Here is a 3,226-nt window from a genome sequence, read left to right as displayed (position 1 = left end):
GGCGTCGACATCGGCTCCTGCTCCGGCCCCGGCGCCGGTTCGCGCCGCCGCGCCGGTACCGGTACCGGTACCGGCCGCGCCCCACGCGACTGAAACGCCTGCCGCTCCGGCCCCCGCACCATCGGTTCCCCCCACGCCGCCCAAACCGCGCGAGCCCGACATCGTCGAGCGTGCATTCCGCGCCGCGCGCGACTGGCTGCTCGGCGGCAACACGGTCGTGCGCGTCGGGATCGTCGTGCTGTTCTTCGGGGTCGCGTTCCTGCTCAAGTACGCGGCCGACAACAACATGCTGCCGATCGAATTCCGCCTAGCGGGCACCGCGCTCGCCGCGGCCGCGCTGCTCGCGATCGGCTGGCGCGTGCGTGCGCGCCGCGCGGCGTACGGGCTCGTGCTGCAGGGCGGCGGCGTCGGCATCCTGTACCTGACGATCTTCGCCGCGACCAAGCTTTACGCGCTGCTGCCCGTCGGCGCCGCGTTTCCGCTGATGGTCGCGGTATGCGCGCTGAGCGCGTTCCTCGCGGTGCGGCAGAACGCGCTGCCGCTCGCGTTCATGGGCACCGCGGGCGGCTTTCTCGCACCGGTGCTGCTATCGACCGGGCACGGCAACCACGTCGCGCTGTTCAGCTACTACGCGCTGCTGAACGCGGGCATCTTCGCGATCGCGTGGTTCAAGGCCTGGCGTCCGCTGAACCTGCTCGGCTTCGCGTTCACGTTCACGATCGGCTCCGCGTGGGGCGTGACGGCCTATCGCCCCGCGCTGTTCGCGAGCACCGAGCCGTTCCTGATCCTGTTCTTCCTGATGTACGTCGGCATCGCATTGCTGTATGCGGTGAAGCGCGAGCTCGCGCTGCGGCACTACGTCGACGGCACGCTCGTGTTCGGCACGCCGATCGTCGCGACCGCGCTGCAGGCGTCGCTCGTGAAGGACATGCCGTTCGGGCTCGCGTGGAGCGCCGTCGCGCTGTCGGCGTTCTACGTCGTCGTCACCGCATGGCTCGCGCGGCGCCGCGACCGCCTCGCGCTGCTGTTCGAATCCACGCTCGCGCTCGCGGTGATCTTCGCGACGCTGGCCGTGCCGCTCGCGTTCTCCGGCCCGACGACCAGCGCCGCGTGGGCGATCGAAGGCGCGGCCGTCGTCTGGCTCGGCGTGCGCGAGAAGCGCATGCTGCGGTTCGGCTTCGGGCTGCTGATGCAGCTCGCCGCGGCCGGCGCGTTCTTCACGAGCCTGCTCGGGCCGGCCGACGCCACCGCGCTGCCCGTGCTCAACAGCCCCTACATCGCGATGCTGCTGATCGCGCTCGCCGGCCTGTTCACCGGCTGGTGGCTGCACGGGCGCGCGGAAGCGCGCGCGTGGCATGCGTGGATGCCCGAGATCGGCGCCGCGGCAGCCGCGTGGGGACTGCTGTGGTGGATAAGCGGCGGGCTGCACGAGATCCTCGTCTACGCGAGCCGTCACGTCGACCTGCATGCCGACCGCTTCGTCGTCGATTCGACCGCGCTGTTCGCGGCCGGCACCGCATGGCTCGCGCATGTCGCGCGCCGCCGGCTGGCGTGGCCGCTCGCCGAATGGCCCGCGCTCGCGCTGACGCCCGTGCTGGCACTGCTCGCGCTGCGTGCGTTCGATGCGCATGAAGCGCCGCTGTCGGGGATGGGCGCGTTCGCGTGGCCTGTCGCCGTCGGCGCCGGCCTTGCACTGCTGTGGCGCCAGTCGCGCGGCACGGCAAGCGCCGATCCCGCGAAAGGCGCGACGCCCGGCACCGCACCCGGCCTCGCGCAAGCCGTCGCCGCAGGCATCATCGCGCCGCTGCACACGCTGACGTTCTGGACCCTGTGCGGGCTGCTGTCGCTCGAAGGCTTCTGGCGCCTGCGCGCGTTCGTGCCCGAAGGCGCATGGAGCTGGAGCGCGTGGGCCTACGGCTTCGGTGTGCTGCTCCTGCTGGTGTCGGGCCCCGGCTCGCGTCTGCGCTGGCCCGTCGCGGCGTTCCCGCGTGCTTACCAGGTGTGGGGCGCGGCACCGCTCGCCGCGCTGCTGTGGCTGTGGAGCATCGCCAGCGCGATCAGCGACGGCAACGCGGCGCCACTCTTCTGGCTCCCGCTGCTCAACCCGCTCGACATCGCGCAGTGCCTGGTGTTCGTCGCGTTCACCGTATGGCTGCGCCGCCTGCGCGCGCTCGGCATCGCATGGCATCCGCACATCGTCGACTACGCCGCGATCGCCACCGTGTTCCTGTGGTTCAACGCGCTGATGCTGCGCACGCTGCATCACCGCTTCCACATGGCCTACGACATCGACACGGTGCTGTCGTCGTTCGGCATCCAGCAGGTGTTCATGGTCGGCTGGAGCCTGTTCGCGTTCGCCGGGATGTGGCTGACGCGCCGCGACGGCATCGCCCGCGTGTGCGCGCTCGCGTCGCTGCCGCTCATCGTCGTGATGTGGGTGTGGACCTTCTACGCGAACTTCACGCAGGACGGCGGAAGCTGGGCGCGCGTGCCGCTCTTCAATCCGCTCGACCTCGTGCTCGTGGTCGTCTACGCGCTCGCCGCGTCGTGGTTCGTGCGCGCACGCAAGCTCGGCTGGTCGTTCGGCAACCACCGCGTCGAGCTGCTGAGCGCGGCGGGGGCGACCGCGTTCCTGTGGCTGAACGCAATCCTGCTGCGCACGCTGCATCACTGGGCCGGCGTGCCGTACGAACTCGGCGCGATGGCGGAATCGACGCTCGTGCAGGCGTCGGTGTCCGTGTACTGGACGCTCTGTGCGCTCGCGATCACGATCTGGGCCACGCGCCGCGGGCTGCGTCCGCTGTGGTTCGTCGGCGCCGCATTGCTCGCGCTCACGGTCGTCAAGCTGTTCCTGTTCGACCTGTCGCACGTGACCGGCATCGAGCGCATCGTGTCGTTCATCGGCATCGGCGTGCTGCTGCTGTTGATCGGCTATTTCTCGCCGCTGCCGCCGAAGGCCGCCGCGCAACAGGACGGCCCGCAATGAAACGACTCGCCGCGCTGCTCGGGCTGAGCCTGCTCGCGTCGTTCGCGGCGGCCGACGGCCCGCCCGCGCAGCGCTTCTCGCTCGACCTCGACGGCACCGCCGCGTATTACCAGCTCACCGTGCCGCAGCCGGTTTATGCGGCGAGCCGGCGCGACGATCTCGGCGACGTGCGCATCTTCAACGGCGCGGGCGAGCCGGTGCCGTATTCGCTCGACGCGCCCGCGGCCGCCGCGCCCGCCG

2 protein-coding genes are annotated in these 3,226 nt (G+C 71.1%); both read left to right on the top strand.

Features of this window, described 5'->3' with window-relative positions; all coding sequences use genetic code 11:
• Positions 1–2,986: DUF2339 domain-containing protein (locus DPV74_RS40230; protein ID WP_240440110.1), on the top strand; the 2,986-nt coding region annotated here is incomplete at its 5' end.
• Positions 2,983–3,226, top strand: a 244-nt coding sequence (locus tag DPV74_RS40225; protein ID WP_119339206.1) for a DUF3999 family protein, incomplete at its 3' end; no start/stop codon positions are given. The genes DPV74_RS40230 and DPV74_RS40225, both read left to right, overlap by 4 nt.

This window comes from Burkholderia sp. HAN2018, from assembly GCF_024704855.1.
Taxonomy (GTDB): Bacteria; Pseudomonadota; Gammaproteobacteria; order Burkholderiales; family Burkholderiaceae; genus Burkholderia; species Burkholderia cepacia.
The sequence above is the reverse complement of the archived record's forward strand: the minus strand, read 5'-3'. Positions and strand labels throughout refer to the sequence as shown.